Origin of the sequence: Odoribacter laneus YIT 12061, from assembly GCF_000243215.1 — a bacterium.
GTDB classification, from domain to species: domain Bacteria; phylum Bacteroidota; class Bacteroidia; order Bacteroidales; family Marinifilaceae; genus Culturomica; species Culturomica lanea.
In genome coordinates this window covers 919,071-922,487 of the sequence record NZ_JH594596.1, presented here as the reverse complement: position 1 = coordinate 922,487, position 3,417 = coordinate 919,071, and the positions used below count along the sequence as shown (strand labels likewise).

The following is a 3,417-nucleotide window of genomic DNA, read 5'->3' as shown; positions in this document are numbered from 1 at the left end:
CCCATCTGAAAACGACCTCCCTCCACCTGAACCATATTCCCAACCAAACGACTCAATATCTCCTTCTGCTTGGGCGTCACCGAAGAGGACCAATGTATCTGAGACAATAAACCAAAGCCCAAAGTTACTACAGTTTCTCCTCCCGTTTCCGTTACCTCTAGCTCCTCTTCCGTATGCTGTTCCCCCCGCTCGGCGCGAATTGTATGGATGCCGTACGATAACTCCAGCCTCTGCGGAGAAACACCCATCCGCTTTCCGTCCACATACAAAATATCTCCTTCCCGATCCGTTTGAAGGGTTACACTACGGCCCGAAGATAAAGTCAGATGAACCGGTAAAACTTTTCCCTCCTCTACACTGATAAGCTGAGATACCCTTGCACAACCTTCTTTCTTTAACTCCAATGTATGTTCCCCGATCAGAATATCTTTTAAGATGCGCGGCGTCGTTCCGTAGGAACGACCGTCAATCCAAATCTCAGCATCCCCGGGACTGCTGGAAATATTCAAGATCCCATAGATAGGCTCCGGACTGCCCAAAGATAACGTACGGACTTCCCCGGCTTTCACCTCCAAGGATTGACGCACCGAGCGATGAAAGGGACGGCGCACTTCCAAGATATACATACCCGCATTCAATCGGCCGCTCCAGGAGCCCTCTCCCTTTTTCTCATTGTTGATCCAGATCTCTGAAGATGCATCCGTCTGAAAAGTCAGGGTTCCGTAATTAGCCGACAGCTGCATCCGTACAGGCAACGTATGCCCATCTGTTACTGTAACCATCTGCGAAGCCGGTGCATACATCGCCTTCAACACCTCGATACGGTGTTCTCCGCTCTTTAAACGATCACTCCGATAAGGAGTCTCTCCAACTTCTTCCCCGTCAATCAACACCCGCGCCCCGGATTCAGGTTCCGAGGTTACCTCCACATAGCCGAAAGCCGGACGTAAACGAACCTTCAACTCCGTACGCTCTCCGGAAATAAGCTCTACCTGGCCCGCCTCCGGATGATACAAGGCGTAGTCCACCCGGTACGCATGACGCCCCAGAGGCAAAAACTTCTGCACCCGACCAGATTCCCCAGCCTCGTATACCTCATCGATATAAACCATCGCCTCCTCCGGCTCCGTCGTCAGCACCAGCCATTGTCCGCCGATCTCTTCCTCTACAACCGTCCTTACCCGACCCGTCGTCAGCACCAACTCGTAGACACAAGCCTTTTCGATCCGCTCCGGATAGGCATAATCCCGCAACATCCCCAATTGAGCATGCCGGATCGTCAAACGCCTCGCTCCATAAGGTACATACAACCAAATCTCTCCCTTCTTTTGTATACTTCCCATACTTCCCAAGGCATCCGGATCAAAATCAAATCCGCTTTCTGTCGTTACAATCTTGATAATCGCACAGCGATCCCCATTTTGATCCGTACGCCCCTCACTCCCACGAGCCGAAAGGTCATTTTCCAACTTCCGAAATGACTTCACGGAAAGCTGCTGGGCCTCGGCCAGAGAAACACTCATAACCAATATGACAAATAATAAAAATTTCATCTGTAAACGACTTATAATTTATAACCATCAGCTGAAGTTTCCAGTACTTTGTAAAAAAACGAGACATTTTTTTCAGAAATCTCCTCTACTTTTTCCTGATCCAAATCAATCAGATATACCTGCGTAAGAGCTATCTTTTTCCGGTTCTCCGGACTGATCACAAAATACACCTGATCGGCGACAACAGAAATTTTGGAAATAAAGCCCTTTTTCTGGGGAATGGCCTCAGCCAGCACCAAGCTGTTTTCTGCCGGATTGTAGATATGGATCAAATACATGCTGTTCTCATCCGCTGAACACTTGATAATTTTATCCCGGACCAGATAAGACTGCTCAAAAGTCGTCGGTACGGTAAGCCATTTGTCAAAGGGCGGATGATATACATAATCCCGCTTCAGGGTAAAGATAAAATTCCCGATAGCCTCTAAACCGAAATCCGACCCACTTCTTCCCAAAGAAAAACTAGGATTTTCGGATATTTCTACCGTATAAGTCCGGTAAGGAGGAGGAGTACAATCCAACCACTTCTTCAACAGAAAATCGTATTTATAAAATCCGGCCACCGACACAGTCTCTTTATGGGCTTTGATATGATAATATTTACGTACCGTCCTCCCTAAAAAACGACTTTGTTCTTCATCTTTTGCATGAATCGATCTTGTATAAGAAGCGGAAGTTTTCCGCAAAGTAAACAATACGTAGGCCTGGTCCCCCACAATAAAAGGAGAAGTTTGAAAATTATAATTCAACTGGGGAAGACTGGAAAAATCTACATCGTCTTCCTTCCAGCGACGGCTTGTCTCCGGAGCAACAAGAACCCGCGTCGTATTCAATACCAATTCATACACGCATGCTTTATCGATCTGTTCGGAATACATATAGTCGCGTAATATCCCGTATACGGGATGCTTGATCGTCAGCCGTTTCGCTCCATACGGCACATACAACCAAATCTCCCCTGTTTTCTGCTCTGTCCCCATCGTTCCCAGAGCATCCGGTTCAAACACAAAATTCCTCTCCGTCGTTACAATCTTAATGATCGCACAACGATCTCCGTTCTGGTCCGTACGCCCCTCACTCCCCCGAGCCGAAAGATCATTCTCCAACTTCCGGAATGATTGCACTGAAAGTCGCTGAGCTTCTGATACAAAGCCGATAATCAACAATAATATTCCTAAAATATATTTCATAAAAAAGGACTTATTTTAAAGGTTTGTATTCCACCTTTCTTTCCGGTTTTACAAAGGTTTTAAACTTCAAACATCCGTGTTCCCTTTCCTTTCTGGATTTTATAATACTAACCGTAAACCAACACTGTAATAACGATTGCCCGGATCGTGAGCGCGGAATGAGACACGGCAATAACTGGCTTCAAAACACCAGCAACCACCGCGGTATACCCATTGAGAACCTTTAGCAGCTCCTAACGGATCGCTCTGAGAAGTAATATTATACTCTCCATATTTGTCCTCACACCATTCCCATACATTACCACTCATATCGTATAAACCCAACTCATTCGGCTGTTTCTCACCTACCCTATGCGTATAATTCCCGGAATTACTCCCATACCAACCTACCTCCTCCAGATCATTACTCCCCGAAAATTTATAACCTTTGCTCAAATTGCCGCCACGCGCAGCGTACTCCCATTGGGCCTCCGTCGGCAATTTAAAACTTAAGCCCGTCAAAGCATTCAATCTCCCAATAAATTCATGACAATCTTCCCAACTCACTTGCTCTACTGGTAAATCAGCACCCTTAAAACCAGAAGGATTATTACCCATAACTGCCTCCCATTCCGATTGCCGCACTTCGTACTTCCCCATATAATAATCACTTAACGTTACCTCATGAACTGGTT

At 46.4% G+C, this 3,417-nt stretch carries 3 protein-coding genes; all 3 read right to left on the bottom strand.

Annotation, left to right across the window (positions count from 1 at the left end; translation table 11 throughout):
• Positions 1–1,553 (bottom strand): PEGA domain-containing protein (locus HMPREF9449_RS15805; RefSeq protein ID WP_009135928.1); only part of this gene is annotated, 1,553 nt, incomplete at its 3' end.
• 11 nt (positions 1,554–1,564) lie between these two features.
• The gene (locus tag HMPREF9449_RS15800; protein ID WP_009135927.1) at positions 1,565–2,743 is read right to left on the bottom strand and encodes a hypothetical protein; all 1,179 of its coding nucleotides are present in this window, start codon (positions 2,741–2,743) and stop codon (positions 1,565–1,567) included.
• Positions 2,744–2,842: 99 nt separating this feature from the next.
• Positions 2,843–3,417, bottom strand: a 575-nt coding sequence (locus HMPREF9449_RS03895) for a formylglycine-generating enzyme family protein (protein WP_009135926.1), incomplete at its 5' end; no start/stop codon positions are given.

What these genes read in the sequence shown, in the direction of transcription:
- HMPREF9449_RS15800 (WP_009135927.1), bottom strand. Translation starts at nt 2,743, where the DNA reads ATGAAATATATTTTAGGAATATTATTGTTGATTATCGGCTTTGTATCA.